The following is a 26,435-nucleotide window of genomic DNA, read 5'->3' on the forward strand; positions in this document are numbered from 1 at the left end:
ATCAGGCGGCGGGGTTGGTCGCGTTCGCGGTCTCGATGATGCGGCTCGCGCGAATCGGGTGTCCCTGGGTGGTCAGGCATCGCCCGGTCGCGAGGTCCCACTTCCAGTCGTGCAGCGAGCAGGTGAGCACACCGTCCTCGATCTTGCCCGTCTTCGTGAGGTCTGCTCGCAGGTGCGGGCACCGGCGCTGCACGGTCCAGTCGCCCAGTTCGGCATCCTCGGTCTGATCCGACTGCTCGGCGTACCAGTTCTCGACGTACTCGATGCGATCACGGGACAGGCACTTCAAGAACGTCGTGAGGAACTCGTTGAACTTGCCGCTGCGGCCGACCTCGAACTGCATCGACAGGAAGATCGAGTTCGACCAGTCGATCTCGTGGTCGCGGATGTTCGTCGACACCAGGTCGGCGGGGATCGTGTACCAGTAGATGCACTCCTCACCGGCGTACTCGCGGACCTTCGCCTTCGGGAAGTCGACCACCATGTCGAGCTCGCCGATGCGGAAGCGCACCATCCCGCCCACACCGTTGCGGATCGTCCGCGCGCGGCGCAGAAGCGGCTCCCACCACTGCTTGATCGCAGCCAGCATCTCGTCGGGCGGCAGGATCGGGGCGCGACGCTCGATCTCGGCGCGGACCTCGGCCTGACGACTGTCGCGCTGCCCGGCGAGGTAGGCCCACTTGTCCGAGAAGATGCGCTCGATCTCGGCATCCGTGTACAGCGTCTGGGTGACCTCCAGCACGCCGTCGTTGAGATCGACCTGCGTTCCCGGAACGAACAGGTAGCCCTTCTGATCGGGACGCTCTTCGGCCATATGCGCCAGGAACTGCGCCTGATCGGTGAAGATCGAGTCGTTCTGCTCGCCCCAGCCGTTGTAACGGAAGAGCTCTTCGCGCAGGAACATCGGCGGTCCGGCCATCGGGAAGACGTGAGGCGCGTCGACCTTGTCGATGTAGTACATCGCGCGCTTGTTCTGCGCATCGCGCTTGAGCTGAGCGAAGTTCTGCTTCGCGTCCTGCGGCAGGTCGTAGACCATCGGCCACCAGATCGCGCCGGACACCTGGGTGAAGTAGGCCTCGGGCTTGCCGAACGACATCAGCTTCTCGAGATCCAGCGGGTGGGAGTCGTTCTGGTTCAGCACCGAGGCGGTGCCGTCGTCGACCGACAGGGACGAGTCGCCGATCGGGCCGTCGCTCGGGGCGCGCAGGGGCGTGACCATGACCTTGAGGTCGCCGAACTCCAGGGGCACACCCGCCTGCGTGTAGATGATGTTGTCGTACCCGAGATCGCGGAGATCGCGTTCGAGATCGTCGGTCGGGTAGTCCGGCAGAAGCACGCGGATGTCGGTGGGGACGTGCGCGCGCAGCAGCGCGGGGTCGAAGTGATCGCGGTGCCGGTGCGAGATGTACAGGAAGTCGGCGCGCCCGAAGCGCTCCCAGTCGAGGCCCCGGTTGTCGGGGAACGGGAACCACGAGCCGAAGAAGCTCGGTCCGACGACCGGGTCGCAGAGGATGCTGCCCCCTGCCGTCTCGATGAACATTCCGGCGTGTCCCAGGCCTGTGATGCGCATGACGATGACCTCCTGTTGCGACTGGTCGAGTCTACGTGAGGCGTCGGCGACCCCTGCCCGCCGTGGGCCGTGTCAGTTCACCCGACGTCGATGCGAGGGGAAGCTCACGCCAGCAGGAGGCGGATGTCGTCGGCGGTCAGGGCGTTCGAGAACGCGCCGTCGGCGTCGAGGACCGCACCGACGAGTCGTGCCTTGCGCCGCTGCAGCTCCACCACCTTCTCCTCGATCGTGCCCGCCGCGATCAGGCGGTACACGCTCACTGGCCGGTCTTGGCCGATGCGGTGCGTGCGATCGATCGCCTGCTGCTCGGCCGCCGGATTCCACCAGGGATCGAGCAGGAAGACGTAGTCGGCCTCCGTGAGGGTCAGCCCCACGCCGCCCGCTTTGAGGCTGATGAGGAACACCGGGTCATCGCCCTTCCGAAACGCTTCCACCACCGCCGCCCGGTTGCTCGTCGAACCGTCGAGGCGGACCACTCCGGTGCCGCGCGCCCGGAGGTCGGCTTCGACGATGTCGAGGAACGAGGTGAACTGACTGAACACGAGCGCTCGGTGCCCCTCGGCGATCACCTCGTCCAAGCGCCCGCGGAGCGCCTCGAGCTTGCTCGGGACGAGACCCGGCCCACCGGCGTCCACGAGAGCGGGCGCGAGAGCCAGCATGCGCAGAAGAGTCAGGGATCGGAAGACGATGAACCGCTGGCTGTCGAGATCGTCCAGCAGCCCGAGCACCTTCCGGCGCTCCCGCTGCAGCACGCGCTCGTAGACGGCACGGTGACCGCTCGAGAGCTCGACGCGCACGTCCTGCTCCTGTCGAGGCGGCAACTCGGGAGCCACGACATCCTTCGTGCGTCGGAGCAGGAACGGCCGGATGCGCCGCCGCAGCCGCGCAAGCCGGCGTTCGCGCGCGGGGCCCCCTTCGAGGTTCTCGTCGACACGGCCACGCTCGATCGGCTGTACATACTCCTCCCGGAAGCGTCGGGCCGAGGGGAAGAGGCCGGGGCTCGTCAGCGACAGGATCGCCCAGAGGTCGGTCAGACTGTTCTCGAGCGGTGTGCCGGTGGCAGCGAAGACGACATCGGCACGCAGGCCGAGCACGGCGCGGTGCACGCGCGTCCGCGGGTTCTTGACGTACTGCGCCTCATCGAGCACGACCGTCGACCACTCGCGCTCGGCGTACGCGGCGGCATCGAGGCGGAGCAGCGCATAGGAGGTCAGGACGAGATCCGCCTCGATCCGCTCGGGCGCGGCCCCCACACCGTCGACCACGACAGTGCGCAGGCCCGGGGCATGACGCGCAGCCTCGTCGCGCCATGCCGACACGACCGAGGTCGGCGCGACGACGAGCGCGGGCCGACTCGAACCGCGCTCGCGCTCGCGCTCGAGCAGCGCGAGGAGCTGCAGAGTCTTGCCGAGCCCCATGTCATCGGCCAGGATGCCCCCCAGGCGCGCGTCGCGCAGTGCCGCGAGCCACGCGTACCCCTCATGCTGGTAGGGCCGCAGGGCGGTGACGATGCCGACCGGCGTCTCCGCGGCGGCCGCAGGCACGCCCTCGGCTGCCGCATCGCGGAAGTCGCCGACGGCCGCACGCCACCGTACGGCCGGCTCCGCCTCGTCGGCGACGTCCTCGAACGCCGTCCAGAGCTCCACCTGATAGCGGCTGACGCGGGCGCTGCCGGTCTCCCATTCGACCAGGTCGCGCGAATCCTCGATGAGCTCGCGCAGACGGTCGAGTGCCGGATGCGAAAGGGAGAAGTACGCACCATCGGACAGCAGCATCTTCTTCCGACGCTGCGCGAGGGCGGTGAACAGGGGGCGGAACGGAACGCGGCGTCCCTCGACCTCGACGTGCACGCCGAGGTCGAACCAGTCCGCGTCGGTGGTCTCGACCGTCTTCACGGTGATGCGCGGGTCGCCCGAAAGCTCCCGATACGACCGCGTCACGCCCGACACCTCGACGCGGACCCCGTCGAGCGCCTGCAGCACCGGCAGCACCTCGGTCGTGAACTCCGCCGCCTCGACGCCGCTGCGGGTTCCTTCGGGCACGAACGGGTCGTCCGTAGCGCTCGCCCACGCCGCCTCGAGGGCCACTCGGAGCTCAGGATCGGCGGACGCCGATCCCGCGGCAGCGTCCCACGCGACGCGGCCTGCGCCGGGCACCTGCCAGGCGAACGCGTACGCGAGCTCGTCGCGCGGGCCGTGATCGACCGTGACGACGAGCGTCGTGCGTTCGGGCGGGGGCAATCGGACTCCCGGGGCGGGCACGACGACCGTCTCGCGGGCCAATCTGGGGTATGCCTCGCGGAGGAACTCTTCGCGATCCGCCGCGGGAACGCGGATCGAGTCGCCGGCCGCCAGGAGAGATCGGACACCCGGGCCGAAGCCCACCGGTGCGAAGACGACCCGCAGGCCATCCGCGACCTGGCTGGCGCCGTAGATGCCGACATGTCCGAGCGGGCGCGCATGGGCAGCGGTTTCCTCACCGCCGGCGAACCGCACGACGGGCGTGAGCTGCAGGTCACCGTCGACGCTGTCCACCCGCACCTCGATCGACGCGCCGTCGGCCAGGAGCACCTGCTGATCGGGTCGGGTCGGCACGATCGGGATGCCGAGACCGGCCGCGGCGCGAAGGTGGGGCCAGAGGAGCTCGGAGTCGGCGCCGTCGAGCGTCAACCACTCCGAGTCGCCGTAGCCGCCGAGCAGCCGAGCGTCATGCGCGATGCCGTACAGCGTCGAGAACCAGCGCGCGCGCACCGGATCGACCCGCCACGCACCACGTCGCAGCGATTCCCAGCTCTCGTCGCCCTGCACCCATCGGCCACTGGTTCCGCTGCGAGAGAGCGGACGCACCGCGAGCCGGAGCTCGCCGTCGGAGGTGGCGACGCTCCGCGGGGTCGCCGGAAGCACCCGACGCGGCCCCCAGTGAGCCGCGGCGGCGCTTTCTCGCTGGCGCAGCTGCACGCCCAGGGCGACCGCGTTCTCACCCGACGCCGCCGGCGCCAGGACGGCGCGCCACGACGGCGCTGCCCTCTCGATCACGGGTTCGACCTCATACGAGGATTCTCGAGGGCGCCTCCAACGTCGGTCAGCCCAGTCGGGCGACCCGACCGAGGACGCCGTGGACGAAAGCGCTCGACCCGTCGGTCGAGAACTCCTTCGCGAGCTCGACGGCCTCGTCGATGGCGACTGCGGCGGGAACCGCGTCGTTGTACACGATCTCCCAGACGCCGAGTCGGAGGATCGCCCGGTCGACGGCCGGCATCCGCGCGAGGGACCAGTCCTTCGCGAACGTCGTGATCTGCTCGTCGATGTCTTCGCGGTTGTCGATGATGCCGTCGATGATCTCGCGCGCGTACAGCCACGACGCCTCGCGGGCGGGCTCGAGAGCCGCGCGCTTCGCCTCGGCGGCGAGGGTCACCCCGAGGTCGTCGCCGCGGATGTCGGACTGGTAGAGGATGTCGAGGGCGCGCTTGCGCGCCTTGGAGCGAGCGCTCATCGGGCGGGGACCGGCGTCAGTTCACGCGGCCGAGGTAGTCACCCGTGCGGGTGTCGACCTTGACCTTCGTGCCCTGCTCGACGAACAGCGGAACCTGGATCTCGTAGCCGGTCTCGACCGTCGCGGACTTCGTGCCCGCCGACGAGCGGTCGCCCTGCAGGCCCGGCTCGGTGTACGTGATCTCGAGGACGACCGAAGCGGGCAGCTCGATGTAGAGCGGGTTGCCGTTGTTCAGCGCGATCTGCACCTGCTGGTTCTCGAGCAGGTAGTTCTTGGCGTCGCCGACGGTGGCGGCGGGGACCGTGATCTGGTCGTAGTCGTCGACGTCCATGAAGACGAAGTTGTCGCCGTCGTTGTACAGGTAGGTGAAGTCGCGGCGGTCGACGTTCTCGATCTCGATCTTCGCGCCGGCATTATAGGTGCGGTCGACGGTCTTGCCCGACACGACGTTCTTCAGCTTCGTGCGCACGAACGCACCACCCTTGCCGGGCTTGACGTGCTGGAACTCGATGACGTTCCAAAGCTGACCGTCGATGCTGAGGACGACGCCGTTCTTGATGTCTGCGGTCGATGCCATGAGTGTGGAGTTCCGTTCGTGTGGTCGGGCGGCCGACGGGCCGAGGATCGATTCTACGCGAGGATGTCGAGCAGCTGTCGCGTCGCGCGCGCGTATCCGGCGACACCTTCGCCGATGACATGGACCGAGGCGACGTCGGCGACGTAGGAGTGGTGGCGGAAGCTCTCGCGCTCGTAGACGTCGGAGATGTGGACTTCGGCCACCGGCAGGGACACTCCCGCGAGCGCATCACGGAGGACGACGGAGGTGTGCGTGAGCCCGCCGGGGTTGATCACGATGCCGACGCAGTCCGCACGGGCCTCGTGGATGGCATCGATGAGGACGCCCTCATGGTTGCTCTGCACGCAGCGCACCTCGACGCCGCGTTCCCCGGCCGCCGCGATGACGAGGGCCTCGACGTCGGCGAGGGTCTCGCGTCCGTAGATCTCGGGCTCGCGGGTGCCGAGCAGATTGAGGTTCGGCCCGTTGACCAGCAGTAGGCGTCGAGGGGTGCTCACGCGCCCACCCTACCGATGACGCGCCGGCTCAGGCCCCCACCTCCTGGTAGGCGGCGAAAAGCAGCGACTCATCGGGGGCCTGCAGAACGGTCGGCTTGGCGATGTCGTCGAGCACGATGAACCGCAGCATCGAGCCGCGGGTCTTCTTGTCGCGCTGCATCGTCGCCAGCAGCTGGCGCCACGCACCCGCACGGTACGAGGTGGGCAGCCCGAGGGTCTCGAGGATGTCGCGGTGACGCTGGGCTGCGGCATCCGGGAGTCGTCCCGCCAGACGCGACAGCTCGGCCGCGAACATCATCCCCACCGAGATCGCGGCGCCGTGGCGCCACTGGTACCGCTCGGCGTGCTCGATGGCGTGCCCGAGCGTGTGCCCGTAGTTGAGGACCTCGCGAAGCCCCGCTTCGCGCAGGTCCTCCCCCACGACCTTCGCCTTCATGTCGATCGCGAGCTCGATGCTCCGCCGGAACGCGTCGCTGTGCGGGTCGACGGCCGCCTCGGGATCCGCTTCGATCAGGTCGAGGATCTCGGGGTGCCAGATGAAACCGGCCTTCACGACCTCCGCGAAGCCGGCGACGCGCTCGTTGCGCGACAGCCCGTCGAGCAGGTCGAGGTCGCAGACCACGGCGACCGGGGGCCAGAAGGCACCCACGAGGTTCTTTCCCTCCGCGGTGTTGATGCCCGTCTTCCCGCCGACGGCGGCATCCACCATGCCAAGCACCGTCGTGGGGACCTGCACGACCGCGATGCCGCGCAGCCACGTCGCGGCGACGAAGCCGGCGAGGTCGGTCACGGCGCCGCCGCCGAACCCGACGACGGCATCCGTGCGCGTGAAGTCCGCTTGGCCCATGACCTGCCAGCAGAACGCCGCGACCTCGACGCGCTTGCCCTGCTCGGCGTCGGGGATCTCCGCCAGCAGCACCTGGCGGTCCGACCCCAGGATCTCGCGGAGACGCTCGGCCTGAGCGGACAGCGTCGGGGGGTGCACGATGAGCACCTTGCGCGCGGCCTCGGGCAGCGCCGAGCCGACGAGCGGAAGAATGCCGCGCCCGATGGTCACGTCGTAGGGCGCGGTGCCCCCGACGGTGATGACGGTGGTGTCTGTCATGACGTCTCCTCCTGAGCCCACGCCGCGATGGCGTCGACGATGTCCTGGATCCGGCCGGTGGATGTGTCGAACCGCGCGTCGGCGAGCCGCTCGTAGAGCTCGCGTCGACCCTCGGCGACCTCGCGCCAGCGACCCACCGGGTCGTCACCCTGGAGCAGGGGGCGCGTGGTGCCGGCGAGGCGTGAGGCGATCGTCTGCTCAGACACGGTGAGCAGCACCACGCGGTGCGCGGCGATGTCGCTCCGCGTATCGGGATGCAGCACCGCGCCGCCACCGAGGGCGACGACGCCGCCGCGCCCGAGGGCCTCGGCGACCGCGAGCCTCTCGAGCTCACGGAAGCGCTCCTCGCCATGCTCCGCGAAGAGCCGTTCGATCGGGCCGTGGTCGCGGACGACGAGGCCGTCACTGTCGGTGAACGTCGTGCCGAGAACGCGCGCCAGCTTCTTGCCGATGCTCGACTTGCCCGCGCCCATCGGTCCGATCAGGACGATCGCGGGGGCGGTCATCCGATCGCGTCGTCGCTCAGCGCCGCCGAGCGCAGCGTCTCGGGGATCGCCGCGAGGTATCCCTCGAGGTTGCGGCGGGTCTCGGCGACGTTGTCGCCCCCGAACTTCTCGAGCACGGACTCCGCGAGCACGATCGCGACCATCGCTTCGGCGACGACGCCGGCTGCCGGCACCGCGCACACGTCGGACCGCTGGTGATGAGCCGTCGCCGCGTCGCCCGACGCGACGTCGACCGTGCGCAGCGCCTTCGGCACCGTCGCGATCGGCTTCATGCCCGCTCGGACCCGCAGGACTGTGCCCGTCGACATCCCGCCCTCGGTGCCACCCGCCTTGTCGCTCGAGCGCGCGATGCCCGCGTCGGTCGCGAAAAGCTCGTCGTGTGCCGCGGAGCCGCGACGACGCGTGGTCTCGAAGCCGTCGCCGACCTCGACGCCCTTGATCGCCTGGATACCCATGAGCGCCTGGGCGAGCTTCGCGTCGAGACGGCGGTCCCACTGCACGTGGGATCCGAGCCCGGGCGGGAGCCCGTACGCGAGGACCTCGACGATGCCGCCCAGCGTGTCGCCGTCCTTCTTCGCAGCGTCCACCTCGGCGACCATCGCGGCAGAGGTCTCGGCGTGGAAGCACCGCAGCGGATCGGCATCCAGCACGTCGACATCGTCGGGCGTCGGCAGCGCCGAGCCGTCGGGCACCCGCACGGGGCCGATCGAGAGCGTGTGGCTGACGAGCCGGATGCCGAGCTCGTTCAGGAACGACCGGGCCACCGCGCCGAGAGCCACGCGCGCGGCCGTCTCACGGGCGCTCGCGCGCTCGAGGATCGGTCGGGCCTCGTCGAATCCGTACTTCTGCATGCCGACGAGGTCGGCGTGGCCGGGGCGAGGCCGAGTCAGGGCGGCACCGCGTCCGCGGGAGCGCTCGGTGAGCTCGATCGGCTCGGGGCTCATCACCTCGACCCACTTCGGCCACTCGGTGTTGCCGATGCGCAGAGCGATGGGGCTGCCGAGGCTGAAGCCGTGTCGGACGCCCGTCGAGATGGTGAGTTCGTCCTCCTCGAACTTCATGCGCGAGCCGCGGCCGTAGCCCAGCTTGCGCCGAGCGAGGTCGGCCTGGATCGCGGCACGTGAGACCGGCACGCCGGCGGGGAGGCCCTCCATGAGGGCGACGAGTTCGGGGCCGTGCGATTCGCCGGCCGTGAGCACGCGGAGCATTCGTCTATCCTCCCATGAGCGCCCGGCGCATGACGGCGACGACGTCCTCCTCGCCGGGCAGCGGGTCGTCGGGCGAACCGGTCGCGAAGATGCGGATCTGGAGCACCGCCTGATGCAGCAGCATGGTCGCGCCCGGGTGGGCCGGCTGTCCTGCGGCGAGCCAGGCGTGTCCGAGCGCTGTCGGCCACGTGCCGTAGACGACGTCGTAGAGCGTGCCCCCGCTCGCGGCGAGACCCGCGGAGACGGCGTCAGCGACCGGCGCGTCGCCCGGGAGGGTCGACACGGTCAGCTCGACCTCCCCCGCCGGCGCGTCGAGGGGCGACACCGTCGCCGCGATGCCTCGGCTCGCCGCGAGCGTCCGCAGCGGCTCGGCTGCGGCGGGCCGTCGTGCCGCGATGTCGATCCGGCCGACGCCGACGCGCTCGAGCGCGAGGAGCGCCGACGTCGCCGTCGCGCCTGCGCCGACGATGCGGGCACGAGGCGCAGCCGCGGACCCGATCTCCGCGAGCGCAGCCGCGAGTCCGCCGACGTCGGTGTTGAACGCCGCCCACCCATCGCCCGTCCGGAGGAGCGTGTTCGCTGCGCCGGTTGCGGTCGCCGCGGCATCCCGCATCCGAGCCGCGTCGTGCGCGAGTGTCTTCAGCGGCATGGTGAGCGACAGCCCGTGGAACTCCGGCCCGAGGGCTGCCAGCTCGCTCGCGAACGACGCCTCGTCGACGTGCCGCCGCCCGTACCGCCACGGCAGACCGAGCCGGTCGTACGCCGCGGTGTGGAGGACCGGCGACAGGCTGTGGTCGATCGGCGAGCCCCACACCTCGAAGCGGCGCGGGTCTTCCGCAAACGGATCAGCAGCCGCGGTTGTCATTCGCGTCGCACCACGCGTGCCACTGCTCGATGCCGGCCTGGTGCTCCTCGTAGGTCGCGGAGAAGATCGTCTCGCCGGTGTCCATGTTCCAGGTGACGAAGTACAGCCACGGCCCGTCTGCGGGATTCATCGCCGCGTCGATCGCCTCATCGCCGGGATTCGCGATCGGCCCCGCCGGCAGCCCCGCTCGGACGTAGGTGTTCCAGGGATTGTCGTCCTCGAGCGCCTCTGCCGACGAGCTGACCGTACCGTCGTGCATCTCGTTGTACCCGTACTGGGCCGTCGAGTCCATCTGCAGGGGCATGCCGTCTGCGAGGCGGTTGGCGATGACGCGAGAGACCTTGTAGAAGTCGTCGGACAGACGCGCCTCGCGCTGAATGATCGATGCCGTCGTGAGGATCTCCTCGTGGCGCTCCTGCGGAACGCCCGCGGCGTCGAGCGACTCGAGCGTGCGGTCGACCATCGTGCGCACGATGTCCGTGGCCGAGAGCCCGGGGTCGAACTGATAGGTCGCCGGGAACAGCCAGCCCTCCAGCGTGTCGGCCGCGACGCCGTACGCGGATGGGTCGGCGACAGCGGCGGTGAAGTCCTCGACCGGCATACCCGTGCCCTGCGCGAGCACCTCGACGGTCTGGTCGACGGTCAAGCCTTCTCGCAGCTGGGCGGCGTTCTGTCGCTTGCTCGCGGGATCGAGGATGAGCGTCAGGGCCGCCTCGGACGTCATGCGTTGCTGCAACGCGTACACCCCCGGCTGGAACGTCGGGTCCTGTGCCGTCGCGATGAGGTGATCGTAGAACGCAGTGGGCGTCTTCGTGACGCCCTGATCGAAGAGCGTCTGAGAGATCGTCGACCCGGTGTCGCCGCTCACGACGGTCACCAGCACCTCGCCGGTCGCCTCGCCGGGCTCGAAGTCCTTCGGCTCCTCCCACCCCATCACGGAGCGGATCTGAGGCTCGTACGTGTTCCACACCCATGCGCCCGCGGCCACGATGCTGCCGAGGATCGCCAGGATCACGATGAGGACGACCCATTTCGCGATCCGGCTCTTCTTGCGGTCGCGATCATGCCGGCTGGGAACGGCGCCCACCTCGTGCGTGCTCACGTCGCCCGTGAAGAGGGCGTCGAGTGTGCCGACAGCAGGCGCAGCGGCCCGCGGCGTCTGCCCGTACGACGCCTGTTCGCCCAGAGCCTGCTCGCGGGACGCCGGTGCGTCCACCGATCCGCGGTGCTCCGCGGCCGGAGTCGGGGTGTGCTCCGCACGCGAGGAGTCGTCGGGACGCGCTGCGCCTCCCGGCGTGGATGCCGGACCCTGGGACGCCGGACTCTGGGATGCCGCACGCGCGGCGCGTCGGCTCGTCGGGACGCCATTGTCGTGCGGCGGGCGGTCAGTCATGTCAGGGGTGCTCCTGCAAGGGTGCGACGGGAACACCGGGCGGGTTACCGGTGCTCTTCTCGACGTCGAGTGCCTGCTGGAGGAGCACTACGGCGGCGACCTGGTCAACAATGCTACGAGACGATCGCTGTGATCGGCCCGAGCCGCGCAACGCACTGTGGGCGCTCACGGTGCTCAGCCGCTCGTCGACGAGACGGACACGGTGTCCGGCGGCCGCGAGAGCCTCGGCGAAACCGCGTGCGTCTGCCGTCGACGCGGTCTCCCGCCCGCTGAGCGCGACCGGCAGGCCCACAACGAGCTCGACGGCGTCGTACTCCTCGGCCAGAGCGCCGATGCGTGCGAGATCTCCCTCTGCGCGCGGCACGGTCTCGACCGGAACCGCGAGCAGGCCGTCGCGGTCGCATCGGGCGACGCCGATGCGGGCCGTACCCACATCGACGCCGAGCCGCACGCCCGGCCGGAATCCGCTCACAGGCCGCTCGCCGCGTCGCGCACCGCGCGGAGGGCCACGGGAAGCGCTGCGGCGTCCGTACCGCCGCCCTGCGCCACGTCGTCGCGCCCGCCGCCACCGCCGCCGAGAGCGGATGCCGCGGCCTTCGCGAGCACACCGGCCTTGGCTCCTGCCGCGCGGGCGGCATCGTTGGTGGCGACGACCACGACGGGGCGGTCCCCCACGACGGCCCCGAGGGCGACGATCGCTGCGGCGTCGGCTCCGAGACGGTCGCGCACCTGCAGTGCCAGGGTGCGGACATCGTCCGCCGATCCCGCCGAGCCGAGCGATTCGGCGACGATCTGGAACGGGCCGGCGGCCGCCGCAGCGCCCACCAGCTGCGGCAGCCGGTCGGCGAGGGCGCGAGCCTCGAACTGGGCGATCCGCTTCTCTGCGGCCTTCAGGCTCGCGGCGAGCTCGGCCACGCGAGCGGCGAGCTGGTCGCGCGGCGTCTTCAGCGAGGTCGTCAGCTGCGACACGATGGCACGCTCGGCGGCGAGCTCACGGAAGGCGTCCTGCCCGACGAGCGCCTCCACGCGCCGGTTCGACGCGCCCACCGACGATTCGCCGATGAGGTTGATGAGTCCGACCTCGGCGCTCGACGACACGTGGGTCCCCGCACACAGCTCGCGCGACCAGGGGCCGCCGATGTCGACCATGCGGACGGTCTCGCCGTACTTCTCACCGAACAGGGCCATCGCGCCGGCGGCTTTCGCCTCGTCGAGCGACATGATCCGGGTCGTGACCTCGAGGTTGTCGCGGACGGCGTTGTTGGCGATCTCCTCGATCTCGGTACGAGTCTCGGGCGAGAGCGCCTGACCCCAGGAGAAGTCGAAGCGCAGGTAGCCGGCGCGGTTGAGCGAGCCGGCCTGGGTCGCGCTCTTGCCCAGCGTGTCGCGCAGTGCGGCGTGCACGAGGTGCGTCGCGGAGTGAGCCTGCTGCGCAGCGCGGCGGTTCGCGGCATCCACCACCGTCGTGGCGGCCTCGCCCACGGCCACTTCACCCGTCGTCACCTCGACGGTGTGGCTGACGAGACCGGGCACCGGCTTCTGCACGTCGAGGACCTCGAGCTCGTAGCCCGGGCCGACGATGACGCCCTTGTCGGCGACCTGGCCACCCGACTCGGCGTACAGCGCCGTCTCGGCAAGGATCACCTCGGCGATCTGACCTTGGCTGGCGCGGTCGACGGAGACGCCGCCGACCAGAAGGCCGAGTACCCGCGAGCCCGTCTCGAGCTCGGTGTAGCCCGTGAACACCGTCTCGCCCTGAGCGCGGAAGTCACGGTAGACGCTCGTGTCGGCGAGCTGCCCCTTGCGGGACCGCGCGTCGGCCTTGGCGCGCTCGCGCTGCTCCTGCATGAGCGAATCGAAGGCGCCGCGGTCGACGCTGAGCCCCGCCTCCTCGACGATCTCGAGAGTCAGGTCGATGGGGAACCCGTACGTGTCGTGCAGAAGGAACGCCTGCGCGCCGCTCAGCTTGCCCTCCCCCGCCTTCTTGGCCTGCTCGACCGACTCGTCGAGCAGCTCGGATCCCGCGGCCAGGGTGCGCAGGAAGGTCGCCTCCTCGGCCAGAGCGTACTGCGAGAGCCGCGCGTAGTCGGTCTCGACGATCGGGTACGCCTCCTTCATCGCGTCGCGCGACGCTGCGAACAGCTCCGCGAAGCTCGGTCCGTCGACGCCCAGCAGGCGCATCGAGCGGATGGCGCGACGCATCAGACGGCGCAGGATGTAGCCGCGCCCGTCGTTCGACGGCGTCACGCCGTCGGAGAGCAGCATCAGCGACGACCGGATGTGATCTGCGATGACACGGAACCGCACGTCGTCTTCGTGGTTCGCGCCGTAGGTCTTGCCCGAGAGCTCGACGGCCTTATCGAGCACGGGACGCACCTGGTCGGTCTCGTACATGTTGTCGACGCCCTGCTTGATGAAGGCGACGCGCTCGAGCCCCATGCCCGTGTCGATGTTCTTGTTCGGCAGCTCGCCGACGATCGTGAAGTCGTACTTCGAGCGCACGTCCGCGATCTCGTACTGCATGAACACGAGGTTCCAGATCTCGACGTACCGGTCGTCGTCGGTCGCCGGTCCGCCGTCGATGCCGTACGCGGGACCGCGGTCGAAGAAGATCTCCGAGCACGGGCCGGCAGGACCCGGGAGGCCGGTGCTCCAGTAGTTGGTGTCCTTGCCGAGACGCTGGATGCGCTCGTCGGGCAGCGTCGAGTGCTTCAGCCACAGCTGGCGCGCCTCGTCGTCCTCTTCGTAGACCGTGACCCAGAGATCCTTCGGGTCGAACCCGAGGCCGCCCTCCGATTCGGGGCTGGTCAGCAGTTCCCATGCGAACGAGATGGCGCCCTCTTTGAAGTAGTCGCCGAAGGACCAGTTGCCGAGCATCTGGAAGAAGGTGCCGTGGCGCGGCGTCTTGCCCACCTCTTCGATGTCGTTGGTGCGGATGCACTTCTGGACATCGGCCGCTCGCGCGTACGGGGCAGGGACGTCGCCCGAGAGGTAGGGGATGAAGGGGACCATGCCCGCGACGGTGAACAGCAGCGCGGGGTCGTCGGTGACGAGCGATGCGGAGGGCACGATCGTGTGCCCCTTCTTCTCGAAGTAGTCCAGGTAGCGCTGGGCGATCTCGGCGGTCTTCATCGGGTTCCTTCGGCAGGCAGGCATCGGCGTCGCGCCCGGAGGCACGACGTCAAGATCAGGTCGGGTGTCAGTGTGAGGAGTCGGCGGCGTTCTTGGCCTTCGCGACCGCGTCGCGCGCTGCGTCCGCGGCGTCGGAGGCGGCGTCCGCGGCCGAGTCGAGGGCGTCGGAGGCCACGCCCTTCACGTCGGCTGCGAGACCCTCGATGCGGGCTTCCTGCTCGCGGTAGGCATCGCCGATCCGATCGGCGAATTCGGAGATTCGCGCGTCGACCTCGGCGAGCATCTCGTGACCGCGCGGATCCTTGTTGACCACGTGCGCGGCGACGAAACCGCCGGCGACGCCCAAAACGAACCACAGCGCGTTCTTCATGGCATCCATGTTAGGTGCAAAGCATGAAGGGCGCCGGGAGAACCCGACGCCCTTCATGGCAGTGCTGAGACTCAGCGAGCCGTACGACTCAGCGCGCGGCGTAGTACTCGACGACGAGCTGCACGTCACACGTGACGGGCACCTCGGCGCGCTTCGGGCGGCGCACGAGGCGCGCCTGCAGCTTGTCGAGCTCGACCTCGAGGTAGCCCGGGACCGGGGGCAGGACGTCGGCGTGACCGCCGGCGGCTGCGACCTGGAAGGGCTCGAGCGACTCGCTCTTCTCCTTGACGTGGATGAGCTGACCCGGCTTCACGCGGAACGACGGGCGGTCGACGAGCTGGCCGTCGACGAGGATGTGACGGTGCACGACCAGCTGGCGGGCCTGTGCGGTCGTGCGGGCGAAACCGGCACGAACGACGAGCGCGTCCAGACGCATCTCGAGCTGCTCGACCAGGTTCTCACCGGTCAGACCGTCCTTGCGGCGGGCCTCGTTGAACTGGATGCGCAGCTGCTTCTCGCGGATGCCGTACTGCTCGCGCAGACGCTGCTTCTCGCGCAGACGGACGGCGTAGTCGCTGTCGGCCTTGCGCTTGGTGCGGCCGTGCTCACCCGGAGCGTAGGGACGCTTCTCGAGGTAGCGGGCGGCCTTCGGGGTCAGCGCGACGCCGAGGGCGCGCGACAGACGGACCTTGCGGCGGTCCTGAGACTTCGTGGTCACGAAGCTCTCCTTCCGATGACGTGGTCGCGACGTTCACGACTCACGGACGTATCTCCGTCTCCTCGCCCGTCTCGGACTGCACGCCGGGGCACGCCGAGAGGTCTTGATCAGAAGAGAGGGATGCCCGAAAACTGGGCTTCGAGCCGGTCGAGTCTATCAGACGGCGTCCGCGTCGACCGCGGCGGCGAGGTCGAGGACGCCGGCCGGGTAGAACGGGGTCGCATCCCGTCGCAGGTCGTCGATGCGATACCAGCCGACGGAGGTGTCTCCGTCGAGCACAGGGAGCCGTTCCCCGAGGGGCAGCGCCTCGAGCGTGGCGCTGCGGACGGCGAAGACATGCGCGATCTCGTGCCCGCTCTTGCGACCGTCGTCGAAGATGTTCTCGCTCACGGTGAGCAGCGTGAGTTCGTCGACGCCGGCGGCGAGCTCCTCGCGCAGCTCGCGCCGCATGGCGGCCGCCGCGGTCTCGCCGAACTCCACGCCGCCGCCGGGTGCTCGCAGGAACCGCCCCGCGCCCGGCCCGCCGGGGTACTCCTCGGCGAGGACGTACCCGTCGGCGACGATGACGGCCACCGAGATAACCCGGATACGGCGAGGCGAGGTGAGGTCGGCCGCGTACCCCTCCACCGAACGGCGGTAGGCCGGGAGGTGGGGCGCGAGCGCCTGCAGCGCCGTCCGGAGTGCGGGCGCGGGCTTCTGATCGCTGAACAGCGCCAGCGCCTCGAACGCCCGGGCGGCGTCGACGAGCGGATCGGTGTCGGGAAAGCGGTGCAGCAGTGCGAGAGCGCCCGAGGGATCGCCGACGTTGCGCAGCGAGCTCGCCAATTGGATGATGCACGCCGAGCGCCGCTTTCCGGCCAGGCCCTCATCGAGCGCCGACCGGTACAGCGGGATCGCCTCCGCCTCCTCGCCGAGGAAGTCGTGCAGCGAGGCGCGCTCGTAGCTGCGCACCGCCTCGGCCGAGTCCGCGGCGAGCGGGTCGAGCTCGGCCCACAGGGCGGCGGCGTTCTTCCCGTCGGCGGCATCCCAGAACGCGTCGAACGGATCGGCACCGGCCGTCGTGTCGTCGTCGGCGGGGAACGTCGCGAGAAGCTCCCGCACGCGAGACTGCAGACCGCGGAGTGCGGGGTCGACGCCCCGACTCGCCGCGAATCGGATGAGCCCCCGCAGGGCGGGCCCGCCGTCGCTGGTCTCGCCGGCAGTCAGGTGATCGATGAGGTCGGATGCCGCGATCGTCCGCACCCGGCCCGTCTCGTGCTCGCCCCACTCCGGCGCGGCGACGCGCAGACAGTCGGCGGCGATGACCACGTGCCGTCGTCGCCGGGCGTTCGCGGCGGCCCACTCGCCGCCGGCGTCGAAGACGGCGCCGGCACGATACCCGGTCTCCTCCAGCAGCTCTCGCACGCCCGCCGCGACAGCGTCCTCACCGGGATCGATCAGCCCGCCGGGCAGCTCGCCCAGCACGCGCTGGGGGCCGACGCGGTACTGATCGAACAGCACGACGGTGTCGTCGGGCGTGACCGCGACCACCGTGACGGTGTCGCCGACCTCGACGACATCCCAGTCGCTCTCACTGCCGTCGGGCAGCAGGTAGCGGTCGCGGCGCACGCGCACGTAGCCGTCGAAGGCGGGCGACGAGCCCAGCAGCGTCCACGCGGGTACGGGATCGTCCACGGCTCAGTCCCCCAGGATCTTCCGCAGCTTCTCGACCCGCGCGCCGATCTCGCGCTCGACACCGCGATTCGTCGGCTCGTAGTACCGCTTGCCACGCAATTCGTCGGGGAGGTACTGCTGCGTCGCGACGCCGACCTCGAGGTCGTGCGGATAGACGTACCCCTTGCCGTGCCCCAGCCGCTTCGCGCCGGCATAGTGAGCATCGCGCAGATGTTTGGGCACGCGACCGAACCCGCCGGCGCGGACATCGGAGATGGCCGCGTTGATCGCGTTGTAGGCGGCGTTCGACTTGGCGGTGGTCGCGAGATACGCCGTGGCCTCGGCGAGCGGGATGCGGCCTTCCGGCATCCCGATGAAAGCGACCGCGTCGGCGGCGGCAACGGCGATCGTGAGAGCCTGCGGATCGGCGAGGCCGATGTCCTCAGAGGCTGAGATGACCAGGCGCCGCGCGATGAACCGAGGATCTTCGCCCGCCTCGATCATCCGAGCCAGGTAGTGCATGGCGGCATCGACATCCGATCCGCGGATCGACTTGATGAACGCGCTGATGACGTCGTAGTGCTCGTCGCCCTGCCTGTCGTACCGGAGCAATGCACGGTCGACCGCCTGAGCCACGTGGTCAGCGGTGATGACCGGCGCCTCGTCGTCATCGCCGGGCTCGGCCATCGTCGCGGCGGCTTCGAGCGACGTCAGCGCGCGTCGGGCATCGCCGGAGGCCAGCCGGATCAGCGCCGTCCGCGCATCGTCGGCCAGGACGACCGAGCCGGCGAGTCCGCGGGCGTCCGCGACGGCGCGGTCGATGAGCCCGCCGAGGTCGTCGTCGCTGAGCGGCTGGAGGGTGAGCAGCAGCGAGCGGGACAGCAGGGGCGCGACGACGGAGAACGACGGGTTCTCGGTCGTCGCGGCGATGAGCAGGACCCAGCCGTTCTCGACGCCCGGCAGCAGAGCATCCTGCTGCGCCTTCGTGAAGCGGTGGATCTCGTCGAGGAACAGGATCGTCGAGATGCCGTAGAGGTCGCGCTGCGTCATCGCCTCTTGCATGACCTCGCGCACGTCCTTCACGCCTGCCGTGACCGCCGACAGCTCGACGAAACGGCGGCCCGACGAGCGGGCGATCGCCTGCGCGAGCGTGGTCTTGCCGGTGCCGGGCGGCCCCCACAGGATGACGGATACCGCTCCCGCCCGGTTGCCGTCGGGCGACGCGAGGGCGACCAGGGGCGAGCCGGGCCGCAGCAGATGACCCTGGCCGGCGACCTCGTCGAGCGACGTGGGGCGCATCCGCACCGCGAGCGGCGTCTGCCCGGAGAAGAACGCGCTCGAATCGGTCATCCTCTCAGGCTACTCGCGCGCGCGGACACCGGGATTTTGTCGCGGCGCAGACCCGCGCCATAGGCTTGAGCGGCCCGCAACGGGCACGAAGGAGGCAACGTGGCAGGTCGCGGCAAGAACCGGGACGATCGCGCGGCGCACGAACGCGCTCGTCTCTATGCGGCCCGGCGCGAGTACCACGACGGCCTCGCACGGCGCCGGTCGCGCGACAACGTCATCGCCGCCGTCGCCGGCGGCGTGCTGATCCTCGCCGCTATCGGCGCTCAGGTCGCATACTTCACCGCAGGTCCCGGAGCGCCCGCGCCCGCCGAGAGTCCGGCGCCCTCTCCCACGGAGACCTTGTCACCCACGCCGACGCCGACACAGACCCCGACACCGGCGGATTCCACTCCGACAACGATCCCGTCGCCCTGACGCCCTCCGTACTAGGCTGTCCCCCGACCTGACCCCCATGCGGCGCGAGCCGCGACGAGGTGCCTTCCGTGACTTCCACCCCTGACTCCACGACCACCCCCGCCGACGACGCCCCGTGGGGTCGCGTCGATGACGACGGCACCGTCTCGGTGCGCGAGGGGGCCGAATGGCGCGTCGTCGGCCAGTACCCCGACGGCACGCCGGAAGAGGCGCTCGCCTACTTCCAGCGCAAGTTCTCCGACCTCGCCGGCGAAGTGACGCTCATCGAGGTCCGTCACCGCCGCGGCGGAGCGTCAGCCTCCGACCTGCGCTCCACCGTGAGCACGCTCCGTTCCCGCATCGCGGGGGCTGCGGCCGTCGGCAACCTGGCCGCGCTGGAGGCGCGCCTGGTCGCGCTGGAGGGCGAGCTCGACGCCGCCTCCGAGTCCGAGGCGGCGGAGGCCAAGCAGGCGCTCGACGCCGCGATCGCCGAGCGTACGGCGCTCGTCGAGGCGATCGAGGCGATCGCCTCGCGCGATCCGAAGTCGATCCAGTGGAAGCAGACCTCCGCAGAGGTCACCGACCTCTTCGACCGCTGGCAGCGCCATCAGGCCGACGGCCCGCGTCTCCCCCGCGGCACCGGCCAGCAGCTCTGGAAGCGATTCCGCGACGCCCGATCGACCATCGACAAGCACCGTCGTGAGTTCTACGCCAGCCTCGACGAGACGCACAAGAGCGCGCGCGACGCGAAGCAGCGCCTCATCGAGCGGGCCGAGGCCCTCGCTCCCCGCGGCGAGGACGGCATCGGCGCCTATCGCGATCTGCTCGAGCAGTGGAAGCAGTCGGGCCGCGCGGGCAAGAAGGCCGACGACGCGCTCTGGGCACGGTTCAAGGCCGCAGGCGACGCGCTCTACGGTGCCCGAGCGGAGCGCGAGCAGGCCGACGCCGAGGCCTCGCAGGAGAAGATCGTCGCGAAGCGCGCTCTGCTCGACGAGGCCGCCGCCGTGACCGCAGAGAAGGACACCGCTGCCGCCCGGGCGCTGCTCACGGGCATTCAGCGTCGTTGGGACGAGATCGGTCGCATCTTCCCCCGCGACAAGGAGCGCGCCCTCGACGACGAGCTCCGCAAGATCGAGCAGTCCGTGCGTGCGCGCGAGGACGCCGACTGGAAGAACAACAACCCCGAGACGAAGGCGCGCCAGGGCGACATGCTGTCGCAGCTGCACGACGCGATCGCGAAGCTCGAAGCCGAAGTCGCCGACGCGGAGGCGTCGGGCGACAAACGCGCCATCGCACAGGCCAAAGAGGCGCTCAGCGCCCGGAAGGCCTGGCTCAGCGCTCTCGGCGGCTGACTCTCTCCCCGCGAACGGTCTGTGGAGGCCATGCTGTCCACAGACCGTTCGGCTCTCTCCGCGCGGTTCGGACGCACCCGCCAGACTGACGGAATGATCTGGCCGTTCGTCTACACCCCGGGTACCCAGCTCTCCCTGGCCGAGCTGGCTGCTGCACGCCTCGACGGTGACGTCGTCGAGGTCGGCGAAGCATTCATGCCTGCGGACGCCGTCGAAGGACCCGAGATCCGGGCCGCATCGCTGCGCCCCCTCGTCGCGCCGGGCCTGGCCCTGACGCACGAATCGGCTGCCTGGGTCCACGGCGCGCTCGCCGACCCCCCGGTGCGGCACAGCGTGCAGCGCTGCACCGAGCGACGCCGGAACCACGTGCTCGATCATCGGCTGCACTACCGCGACCTTCAGCTTCCGGCGCGAGAGACCGTGCATCTGGGCGGGATGCCCGTGTCGAGCCGCGTCCGGACCCTGTGCGACCTGTTGCGCGCCGATGCCGCCGCCAGCGACGCGCCACGCGCGGGCGCCGTCGCGATGATCGCCGCGTTCCCCGGCATCCTCGACGAGGCGCATCGGTCGTTGGCGTCGAGCGGCCCCCTGCCGTTCAAACGGCAGGCCCTGGCCTGGCTGGAGCGCCCGCCGGTCAGGACGACGTGACGCGGTACACGTCGTAGACCGCGTCGATGCGCCGCACCGCGTTCAGCACGCGGTCGAGGTGGACGGTGTCGCCCATCTCGAACACGAACCTGCTGAGTGCGAGCCGATCGTTGTTGGTCTGCACCGACGCGGAGAGGATGTTGACGTGGTGCTCGCTGAGCACGCGCGTGACGTCGCTGAGGAGCCCGGCACGGTCGAGCGCTTCCACCTGGATCTGGACCAGGAAGAGACTCTTCGTCGTCGGCGCCCACGACACCTCGATAAGTCGTTCCGGATCGCGCATGAGCGACTCGACGTTCGTGCAGTCGGAGCGGTGCACCGACACGCCGCTCCCGCGGGTGACGAAGCCGACGATCTCATCACCCGGAACCGGCGTGCAGCACTTCGCGAGCTTCACGAGGATGTCGGGCGCGCCGCGGACGAGAACACCCGAGTCGCTGTCGCGCTTCTGGCGCGACCGTCCCACAGCCGGCAGCTGGATCGGTCCGGTGGAGGTGTCCTCCTCTGCCCGGACGAGCGCGGTGACCTTCTCGATCACCGACTGCGTCGAGACGTGCCCCTCGCCCACAGCCGCGTAGAGCGCAGTGACGTCCTCGTAGCGCAGCTGGTGCGCCACTTCCGTGAACGCGTCCTGCCCCATGAGGCGCTGGAGCGGCAGGTTCTGACGTCGCATCGCCCGAGCGATCGCGTCCTTGCCCTGCTCGACGGCCTCTTCGCGCCGCTCCTTCGTGAACCAGCCGCGGATCTTGTTGCGGGCCCGCGTGCTCTTGACGAATGTCAGCCAATCCTGGCTCGGGCCGGCGTCGGGGTTCTTCGAGGTGAACACCTCGACGACATCGCCGCTGGAAAGGGTCGACTCGAGCGGCACGAGACGCCCGTTCACCTTCGCACCCATCGTGCGGTGGCCGATCTCGGTGTGCACGGCGTAGGCGAAGTCGACCGGGGTGGCCCCCGCCGGCAGGCCGATGACCCGCCCCTTCGGGGTGAAGACGTAGACCTCCTTCGCGCCGATCTCGAATCGGAGCGAGTCGAGGAACTCCCCCGGGTCGGCCGTCTCGGCCTGCCAGTCGGAGATGTGCGCGAGCCACGCCATGTCGTTGTCGATCGCCTTGGCGTCGGCCTTGCCGCCCGCCATCCGCTCCTTGTACTTCCAGTGCGCCGCGACACCGAACTCGGCCTGCTGGTGCATCTCGTGGGTGCGGATCTGGATCTCGACCGTGCGACCACCCGGTCCGATCACGGTGGTGTGGAGCGACTGATACAGGTTGAACTTCGGGGTCGCGATGTAGTCCTTGAACCGCCCGGGCAAAGGCGTCCACCGCGCGTGGATCGAGCCGAGCACGGCGTAGCAGTCGCGGACCGTCGTCACCAGCACACGGATGCCGATGAGGTCGTAGATGTCGTCGAACTCGCGCCCGCGCACCACCATCTTCTGGTATACGGAGTAGAGCTGCTTCGGTCGCCCCATGACGCGACCGCGGATGCGGAGCTCACGGAGATCCGTCTCGACGGCGTCGATCACGGTCTGCAGGTACTGCTCGCGCTGCGGGGTGCGCTGGGTGACGAGGCTGTCGATCTCGGCGTACAGCTTCGGATGCAGGACCGCGAAGGAGAGATCCTCGAGCTCGCTCTTGATGGCCTGAATACCCAGCCGGTGCGCGAGCGGCGCGTAGATCTCGAGGGTCTCGGTCGCCTTCTTCGCCGCTTTCTCCGGCGGCACGAAGCCCCAGGTACGCGCGTTGTGCAGCCGGTCGGCCAGTTTGATCAGCAGGACGCGGATGTCGCGCGACATCGCGACGATCATCTTGCGCACGGTCTCGGCCTGCGCGGCGTCGCCGTACTTGACCTTGTCGAGCTTCGTGACGCCGTCGACGAGCATGGCGACCTCGTCGCCGAACTCCGCCGTCAGCTGGTCCAGACCGTATGAGGTGTCCTCTACGGTGTCGTGGAGCAGCGCGGCTGCAATGGCCCTCGGGCCGAGGCCGAGCTCGGCGAGGATCTGGGCTACGGCGAGCGGATGCGTGATGTACGGCTCGCCGCTCTGACGCTTCTGCTGCGCGTGCGCCCGTGACGCCGTCTGATAGGCGCGATCGATGATCGCGATGTCGCCCTTGGGGTGATGTGCGCGCACCGTCCGGACGAGCTGCTCCAGCCCCTCCCGCGGCGCAGCGCGGGAGAAGATCCGAGGAACGAGGCGCCGGAGCGAGCTCTGGGCAGGGGGCGGGGTGATCTCGGTCATACCCTCACCTCCGCCATGCAGACATCGATTCTACGCGCCCTGGCGGCGCTCAGGCCTCGACCGAAGCACGCTCGCGCGACTCGAGAACCCGGGTGTCGTTCGCCTTGATGGCGGGCTCGTTCTCGCGCAGCAGGGCGAACAGCGGCACCGCGACGAAGAGCGTCGAGTAGGCGGCGACGAGCGTCCCGACGAAGATCGACAGCGAGATGTCGGTGAGAGTCTGAGCACCCAGCCAGAGCGCACCGATGAAGAGGATCGCACCGGTCGGAAGGGCCGCAACGATCGTCGTGTTGATCGAGCGCACGAGCGTCTGGTTGGCCGCAAGGTTGACCGACTCGCCGAACGTCCGCCCCGACTTCTCGCCGTCTTCGAACGTGTTCTCGCGGACCTTGTCGAACACGACCGTGGTGTCGTACAGCGAGTAGGACAGGATCGTGAGGAAGCCGATGACCGCCGCGGGAGAGATCTCGAACCCGAAGAGCGAGTAGACGCCCACGGTCACGACGAGCACGTCGACCAGGCCGATGATGGCGGCGACGGACATCTTCCAGGTGCGGAAGTACAGCGCCAGGATCAGGAACGTCAGCGCGAGGAAGATCGCCAGGCCCCACAGCGACTGTCGGGTGACGTCCTGGCCCCAGCTCGGCCCGATGAACGATGAGCTCACCTCGGCGGCCGGGACGTCGTACGCCTCGGCCAGTCGCGCCGTGACGTCGCGGGTCTCGGCGTCGGACATCTGGTCGGTCTGCACGCGCACAGCGTCCTCGCCGATCGTCGTCACCTTCGTCGTCGCGCCGGGCACGACCTCCTGCACCGCGTCGGTCGCGAGCAGCTGATCGGTGTTCGACACGTTCGTGACGGTGAACTGCGATCCGCCCGTGAACTCGATCGAGAACTGCGGCGGCTTGACCACGAGGACGAGCACCGAGCCCAGCACGAGGGCGGCGGCGATGATGAACCACAGCGTGCGACGGGCGACGAAGGGGAACGAGAGCTTCCCCGTGTAGAGGTCGTTGCCGAACCGATTGAAGAAACGCATCAGTGCTTGTCCCCCGTCGCATCGCGCTGGTCGCCTGCGGCCTGTTCAGCACGCTTGCGCTCCGCGATCGTCTGTCGCCGTTCGGCCTCACCACGCGACTTCGCTGCGCGGCGTCCTGCAGAGGTCTTCGCCGCCGCGGCGACCGGCTCGCGGAACTGCGCCCGTCCGCGGTACACGGCGCCCAGAGCGTCCGGGTCGAGACCCGACAGCCTGTGCCCCGACCCGAAGAACCGCGTGCGCACGAGCAGCTGCAGCACGGGATGCGTGAAGAGGATGAAGATCAGGATGTCGATCGCGGTCGTGAGCCCGAGGGTGAACGCGAAGCCCTTCACCGTCGAGTCGGCCAGGATGTACAGCACGACCGCGGCGAGGATGTTGATCGACTTCGAGATGAAGATGGTCCGCTTGGCGCGGGACCAGCCGTCCTCGACCGCGCTCGTGATCGACTTGCCGTCGCGCAGCTCGTCTCTGATGCGTTCGAAGTAGACGATGAAGGAGTCTGCGGTGAACCCGATGGTCACGATGAGGCCCGCGACACCGGCCAGCGAGAGCCGGAAGCCCATGCGCCAGGCGAGGATCGTGAGCGCCGCGTAGGTGAGCACGGCCATGACCACCAGTGACGCGATGATGACGGTTCCGAGCGCCCGGTATACGACGAGCGAGTACACCGCGACGAGCGCGAGGCCGATGAGGCCGGCGATGAGACCGATCTGCAGCTGCTGGGAGCCGAGCGTCGCGGAGATCGTGTTGGTGCTCTGCACCTCGAAGCTCAGCGGCAGAGCACCGAACTTCAGCTGGTCGGCGAGCACCTTCGAGCTGTCCTGGTCGAACGTGCCCGTGATGGACGGCTTGCCGGTGAGGATGACGGCATCCATGGAGGGCGCCGACAGCACAGCGCCGTCGAGCACGAAGGCGAACTGGTTGAGCGGCGACTGCTGCCCGTAGAGTCGCTGGCTGATCTTGCCGAACGTCTCGGTGCCCTGCTGATCGAACGTGATGTTCACGGCCCAGCGACCGGTGCTCTGCTCGAGACCGTTCGTGGCGTTGTCGATGGACGAGCCGTCGAGCTCGACCGGGCCGAGGATGTACTTCGCGGTCCCGGTGCGGTCGCAGGTGACGAGCGGCTGATCGGCCGGTGCGTCCGCGGGGTCGTTCGCCGGATTCGCGCAGTCGTAGGCGAGGAACTGAGCCTGCAGCGCCTCGGTGATCCACGCCGGGTCGCTGCCATTGGACGGCGTCGTCGACGGGGTCGCCGGGAGGTCGGGATCGGGAGTGGGGTACGGCGTCTCGTTGCCGTCGTCGCCGACGAAGCTGGTGGCGGGTGAGCCGGTGTAGAGCACCGCGCGCAACTGCAGCTGGGCCGAGGCGTCGATACGCTCACGGGTCTCGTCATCGACCTCGCCCGGAAGCTGAACGACGATCTGGTTGCCGGCCTGCGTGGCGATGTCGGCCTCGACCAGGCCGGATGCGTCGACGCGCTGTCGGATGATGGACGCCGCCTGCTGCATCTGCTCGCTCGAGGGCGCCGCCCCGTCGGACTGCGCCTCGAGGATGATCTGCGTCCCGCCCTGGAGGTCGAGTGCGAGCTCCGGAGCCCACGAACTCGCCTTGAACACATAGACGCCGAGCGCGTTGATACCGAACAGGAGCGCCGTCAGGACCACGAGTCCGGTCAGCGCGCGCCAGGCACGGCGCACAGGTGTGGAAGTCGCCACGGGGAGGTCAGCTTTCGTCGAGCGAGCGCCGGGTCAGCGGCGGATCAGGCGCGGGGCTTGTCGTCGCGGTCGACCGCGCCCTCGGAGGCGGCGTCGGCGCGATCACGCGCGGCGTCGTCGCTGACCGAGGTGATCAGACCCTGCTCGACATCGGCGACGTACTCGTCGTGGTGCTCTTCGGCCTCGATGTACTCGTCCTCGGTGAGCGTTCCCTCTGCGGGGTCGACCACCCGCAGGATCGCCTGGCTGTGCACCTCGACCTCGACGCCGGGCGCGAGCTCGACACGAGCCGACTTCGAGAGGTCCTCGCCGTCGTACTCGACGATCGTGCCGTAGAAGCCGCCCTGCAGCAGCACCTTCGCTCCGGGAAGCAGCTGGCGGGACTTCTCCGCCTGCTCCGCCTTCATCCGCTGCGCGCGACGGCGCTGGCTCCAGAACATGAAGACGATGAGCAGCGCGAGGATGATCAGCAGACCGTACTCGGCGAAGAACTGCACCGCCGGGTTCGCGGGAGGGGCGTCGGCCGGAGTGGTGGCGAAGAAGAGCATGGAGGTGGGAGCACCTTTCACGGGTAGGCACGCGAAGAATGCGCACCCTCGGGATTCGTCGGCGA

23 protein-coding genes are annotated in these 26,435 nt (G+C 69.6%); 3 read left to right on the forward strand and 20 right to left on the reverse strand.

Going from position 1 to position 26,435, the window contains the following annotated elements:
* Window position 1: 1 nt before the first annotated feature.
* From ABIC53_RS06300 to ABIC53_RS06375, 16 genes are all read right to left on the reverse strand, one after another.
* Window positions 2–1,570 carry a Rieske 2Fe-2S domain-containing protein gene (locus ABIC53_RS06300; RefSeq protein ID WP_274177721.1) on the reverse strand — a complete coding sequence of 523 codons (1,569 nt, stop codon included), beginning with the start codon at window positions 1,568–1,570 and terminating at the stop codon, window positions 2–4.
* 104 nt (window positions 1,571–1,674) lie between these two features.
* On the reverse strand, window positions 1,675–4,605 hold the full coding sequence (locus tag ABIC53_RS06305; RefSeq protein WP_282502439.1) for a DEAD/DEAH box helicase: 2,931 nt from the start codon (window positions 4,603–4,605) through the stop codon (window positions 1,675–1,677).
* Window positions 4,606–4,651: 46 nt separating this feature from the next.
* Window positions 4,652–5,062, reverse strand: a complete 411-nt coding sequence (gene nusB / locus ABIC53_RS06310; protein ID WP_094261760.1) for a transcription antitermination factor NusB — start codon at window positions 5,060–5,062, stop codon at window positions 4,652–4,654.
* A 16-nt stretch (window positions 5,063–5,078) separates the two neighbouring features.
* Window positions 5,079–5,639: an elongation factor P gene (gene efp / locus ABIC53_RS06315; protein WP_112614292.1), complete on the reverse strand. Its 561-nt coding sequence runs from the start codon at window positions 5,637–5,639 to the stop codon at window positions 5,079–5,081.
* A gap of 53 nt (window positions 5,640–5,692) precedes the next feature.
* Entirely contained in the window at window positions 5,693–6,136 is a 444-nt protein-coding gene (gene aroQ / locus ABIC53_RS06320) for a type II 3-dehydroquinate dehydratase (protein ID WP_112614290.1), read from the reverse strand.
* Between the two features lie 28 nt (window positions 6,137–6,164).
* Complete coding sequence (gene aroB, locus ABIC53_RS06325) at window positions 6,165–7,241, reverse strand: 3-dehydroquinate synthase (protein ID WP_112614288.1); 1,077 nt, start codon at window positions 7,239–7,241, stop codon at window positions 6,165–6,167.
* Window positions 7,238–7,747: a shikimate kinase gene (locus ABIC53_RS06330; RefSeq protein ID WP_282502438.1), complete on the reverse strand. Its 510-nt coding sequence runs from the start codon at window positions 7,745–7,747 to the stop codon at window positions 7,238–7,240. The genes aroB and ABIC53_RS06330 overlap by 4 nt, the downstream gene beginning before the upstream one ends.
* Entirely contained in the window at window positions 7,744–8,955 is a 1,212-nt protein-coding gene (gene aroC, locus ABIC53_RS06335; protein WP_112614284.1) for a chorismate synthase, read from the reverse strand. Before aroC ends, ABIC53_RS06330 begins: the two co-directional genes overlap by 4 nt.
* A 4-nt stretch (window positions 8,956–8,959) precedes the next feature.
* Window positions 8,960–9,820 carry a shikimate dehydrogenase family protein gene (locus ABIC53_RS06340; protein ID WP_282502437.1) on the reverse strand — a complete coding sequence of 287 codons (861 nt, stop codon included), beginning with the start codon at window positions 9,818–9,820 and terminating at the stop codon, window positions 8,960–8,962.
* Complete coding sequence (mltG, locus tag ABIC53_RS06345; RefSeq protein WP_282502436.1) at window positions 9,801–11,213, reverse strand: endolytic transglycosylase MltG; 1,413 nt, start codon at window positions 11,211–11,213, stop codon at window positions 9,801–9,803. The genes ABIC53_RS06340 and mltG overlap by 20 nt, the downstream gene beginning before the upstream one ends.
* Window position 11,214: 1 nt before the next feature.
* On the reverse strand, window positions 11,215–11,685 hold the full coding sequence (gene ruvX / locus ABIC53_RS06350) for a Holliday junction resolvase RuvX (protein WP_269266507.1): 471 nt from the start codon (window positions 11,683–11,685) through the stop codon (window positions 11,215–11,217).
* The gene (gene alaS, locus ABIC53_RS06355) at window positions 11,682–14,345 is read right to left on the reverse strand and encodes an alanine--tRNA ligase (RefSeq protein ID WP_282502435.1); all 2,664 of its coding nucleotides are present in this window, start codon (window positions 14,343–14,345) and stop codon (window positions 11,682–11,684) included. Before alaS ends, ruvX begins: the two co-directional genes overlap by 4 nt.
* Window positions 14,346–14,412: 67 nt before the next feature.
* Window positions 14,413–14,715, reverse strand: coding sequence for an ATPase (locus tag ABIC53_RS06360; protein ID WP_114587817.1), 303 nt, complete (start codon window positions 14,713–14,715; stop codon window positions 14,413–14,415).
* 88 nt (window positions 14,716–14,803) lie between these two features.
* The gene (gene rpsD, locus ABIC53_RS06365) at window positions 14,804–15,433 is read right to left on the reverse strand and encodes a 30S ribosomal protein S4 (RefSeq protein WP_023951228.1); all 630 of its coding nucleotides are present in this window, start codon (window positions 15,431–15,433) and stop codon (window positions 14,804–14,806) included.
* 156 nt (window positions 15,434–15,589) lie between these two features.
* Window positions 15,590–17,107 (reverse strand): tetratricopeptide repeat protein, encoded by a 1,518-nt coding sequence (locus ABIC53_RS06370; RefSeq protein ID WP_282502434.1) that lies wholly within the window; start codon window positions 17,105–17,107, stop codon window positions 15,590–15,592.
* Between the two features lie 3 nt (window positions 17,108–17,110).
* Window positions 17,111–18,436 (reverse strand): replication-associated recombination protein A, encoded by a 1,326-nt coding sequence (locus ABIC53_RS06375; protein WP_354450791.1) that lies wholly within the window; start codon window positions 18,434–18,436, stop codon window positions 17,111–17,113.
* 99 nt (window positions 18,437–18,535) lie between these two features.
* Here ABIC53_RS06375 and ABIC53_RS06380 point away from each other — a divergent pair, with 99 nt between their 5' ends.
* The 3 genes from ABIC53_RS06380 to ABIC53_RS06390 all read left to right on the forward strand — a co-directional run bounded on the left by ABIC53_RS06380 (window position 18,536) and on the right by ABIC53_RS06390 (window position 20,829).
* On the forward strand, window positions 18,536–18,850 hold the full coding sequence (locus ABIC53_RS06380) for a dioxygenase (RefSeq protein WP_282502433.1): 315 nt from the start codon (window positions 18,536–18,538) through the stop codon (window positions 18,848–18,850).
* A 68-nt stretch (window positions 18,851–18,918) separates the two neighbouring features.
* The gene (locus ABIC53_RS06385; RefSeq protein ID WP_282502432.1) at window positions 18,919–20,181 is read left to right on the forward strand and encodes a DUF349 domain-containing protein; all 1,263 of its coding nucleotides are present in this window, start codon (window positions 18,919–18,921) and stop codon (window positions 20,179–20,181) included.
* Window positions 20,182–20,274: 93 nt separating this feature from the next.
* Window positions 20,275–20,829, forward strand: coding sequence for an SAM-dependent methyltransferase (locus ABIC53_RS06390; RefSeq protein WP_282502431.1), 555 nt, complete (start codon window positions 20,275–20,277; stop codon window positions 20,827–20,829).
* On the opposite strand, the gene ABIC53_RS06395 is transcribed toward ABIC53_RS06390, so the two are convergent.
* From ABIC53_RS06395 to ABIC53_RS06410, 4 genes are read right to left on the reverse strand one after another with little or no spacing between them, the layout of a single operon-like run.
* Entirely contained in the window at window positions 20,816–23,068 is a 2,253-nt protein-coding gene (locus ABIC53_RS06395) for a RelA/SpoT family protein (protein WP_112614264.1), read from the reverse strand. The genes ABIC53_RS06390 and ABIC53_RS06395 overlap by 14 nt on opposite strands.
* A 49-nt stretch (window positions 23,069–23,117) precedes the next feature.
* Complete coding sequence (gene secF, locus ABIC53_RS06400; RefSeq protein WP_112614262.1) at window positions 23,118–24,107, reverse strand: protein translocase subunit SecF; 990 nt, start codon at window positions 24,105–24,107, stop codon at window positions 23,118–23,120.
* Window positions 24,107–25,822, reverse strand: coding sequence for a protein translocase subunit SecD (gene secD / locus ABIC53_RS06405; protein ID WP_282502429.1), 1,716 nt, complete (start codon window positions 25,820–25,822; stop codon window positions 24,107–24,109). Before secD ends, secF begins: the two co-directional genes overlap by 1 nt.
* Before the next feature lie 44 nt (window positions 25,823–25,866).
* Window positions 25,867–26,391: a preprotein translocase subunit YajC gene (locus ABIC53_RS06410; protein WP_348997236.1), complete on the reverse strand. Its 525-nt coding sequence runs from the start codon at window positions 26,389–26,391 to the stop codon at window positions 25,867–25,869.
* Window positions 26,392–26,435 lie beyond the last annotated feature (44 nt).

The organism is Microbacterium sp. 1262 (assembly GCF_040544895.1).
In the GTDB taxonomy this organism is placed as follows: Bacteria; Actinomycetota; Actinomycetes; order Actinomycetales; family Microbacteriaceae; genus Microbacterium; species Microbacterium plantarum.

Excerpts from the sequence above, each read along its gene's own strand:
- ABIC53_RS06300 (WP_274177721.1), bottom strand. The coding sequence starts at position 1,570 with ATGCGCATCACAGGCCTGGGACACGCCGGAATGTTCATCGAGACGGCA.
- ABIC53_RS06360 (WP_114587817.1), bottom strand. The coding sequence starts at position 14,715 with ATGAAGAACGCGCTGTGGTTCGTTTTGGGCGTCGCCGGCGGTTTCGTC.
- ABIC53_RS06340 (WP_282502437.1), bottom strand. The coding sequence starts at position 9,820 with ATGACAACCGCGGCTGCTGATCCGTTTGCGGAAGACCCGCGCCGCTTC.
- aroB (WP_112614288.1), bottom strand. The coding sequence starts at position 7,241 with ATGACAGACACCACCGTCATCACCGTCGGGGGCACCGCGCCCTACGAC.
- alaS (WP_282502435.1), bottom strand. The coding sequence starts at position 14,345 with ATGAAGACCGCCGAGATCGCCCAGCGCTACCTGGACTACTTCGAGAAG.
- ABIC53_RS06375 (WP_354450791.1), bottom strand. The coding sequence starts at position 18,436 with ATGACCGATTCGAGCGCGTTCTTCTCCGGGCAGACGCCGCTCGCGGTG.
- mltG (WP_282502436.1), bottom strand. The coding sequence starts at position 11,213 with ATGACTGACCGCCCGCCGCACGACAATGGCGTCCCGACGAGCCGACGC.
- ABIC53_RS06330 (WP_282502438.1), bottom strand. The coding sequence starts at position 7,747 with ATGACCGCCCCCGCGATCGTCCTGATCGGACCGATGGGCGCGGGCAAG.
- secF (WP_112614262.1), bottom strand. The coding sequence starts at position 24,107 with ATGCGTTTCTTCAATCGGTTCGGCAACGACCTCTACACGGGGAAGCTC.
- ABIC53_RS06390 (WP_282502431.1), top strand. The coding sequence starts at position 20,275 with ATGATCTGGCCGTTCGTCTACACCCCGGGTACCCAGCTCTCCCTGGCC.
- efp (WP_112614292.1), bottom strand. The coding sequence starts at position 5,639 with ATGGCATCGACCGCAGACATCAAGAACGGCGTCGTCCTCAGCATCGAC.
- ABIC53_RS06395 (WP_112614264.1), bottom strand. The coding sequence starts at position 23,068 with ATGACCGAGATCACCCCGCCCCCTGCCCAGAGCTCGCTCCGGCGCCTC.
- nusB (WP_094261760.1), bottom strand. The coding sequence starts at position 5,062 with ATGAGCGCTCGCTCCAAGGCGCGCAAGCGCGCCCTCGACATCCTCTAC.
- aroC (WP_112614284.1), bottom strand. The coding sequence starts at position 8,955 with ATGCTCCGCGTGCTCACGGCCGGCGAATCGCACGGCCCCGAACTCGTC.